General features: G+C 69.5%; 1 pseudogene. It reads right to left on the reverse strand.

What is annotated here, in order from left to right:
• A pseudogene (locus ACZ5TL_RS39500) lies at nt 1-1092 on the reverse strand (alpha-1,4-glucan--maltose-1-phosphate maltosyltransferase); the annotation flags it as partial.

The raw sequence follows: 1092 nt of genomic DNA on the forward strand, positions 1-1092 counted from the left end.
CTCCCGCCGGATGGTGTTCAGGCGGGTCAGCAGCGGGGCGATGGTGCGTCCCTCGCGTGCGGCCGCTTCCCAGTCGCGGGGCCTGAGCTGGTACTTCTCCGAGTCCAGGTACTCCTCGCTGCCCTCTTTCAGCGGGGTGTTCTCACACAGTTCGTAGCCGGAGTAGACGCCCCAGGCCGGGGAGAGCGTCGCGGCGAGGACGGCCCGGACCTCGAAGGCGGGCCGGCCGCCGTGCTGGAGGTAGGCGTGCAGGATGTCGGGGGTGTTGGCGAAGAAGTTGGGCCGCATGTAGGAGGCGGCCTCCCCCGACAGTTCGGTGAGGTACTCCGTCAGCTCGTCCTTGGTGTTGCGCCAGGTGAAGTAGGTGTAGGACTGCTGGAAGCCGATCTGGGCCAGGGTGTGCATCATCGCCGGGCGGGTGAACGCCTCCGCCAGGAAGATCACGTCGGGGTCGGTGCGGTTGATGTCCGCGATCACCCGCTCCCAGAACACCACCGGCTTGGTGTGGGGATTGTCCACCCGGAAGATCCGCACCCCGTGGTCCATCCAGTGCCGCAGCACCCGGCAGGTCTCCGCGATCAGGCCGTCCATGTCGGCGTCGAAGGCGATGGGGTAGATGTCCTGGTACTTCTTCGGCGGGTTCTCCGCGTAGGCGATGGTGCCGTCGGGGCGGTGGTGGAACCACTGGGGGTGTTTCTGCACCCAGGGGTGGTCCGGGGAGCACTGCAGGGCGAAGTCCAGCGCGATCTCCAGGCCCAGGGCGCGGGCCCGGTCCACGAACCGGGCGAAGTCCTCCAGGGTGCCCAGGTCCGGGTGGACGGCGTCGTGGCCGCCCTCCGGCGAGCCGATCGCCCAGGGCACGCCGACGTCGTCGGGGCCGGGGGAGAGGGTGTTGTTCTTCCCCTTGCGGAAGGTGGTGCCGATGGGGTGGATGGGCGGCAGGTAGACCACGTCGAAGCCCATCGCGGCGATCTCGGGCAGCCGCCGGGCCGCGGTGCGGAACGTGCCGTGCGGCCGCTTCGGCGTGCCCTCCGAGCGCGGGAAGAACTCGTACCAGGACCCGTACAGCGCCCGTTCCCGCTCGACGAGCAG

This window comes from Streptomyces sp. NPDC033136 (assembly GCF_055578235.1).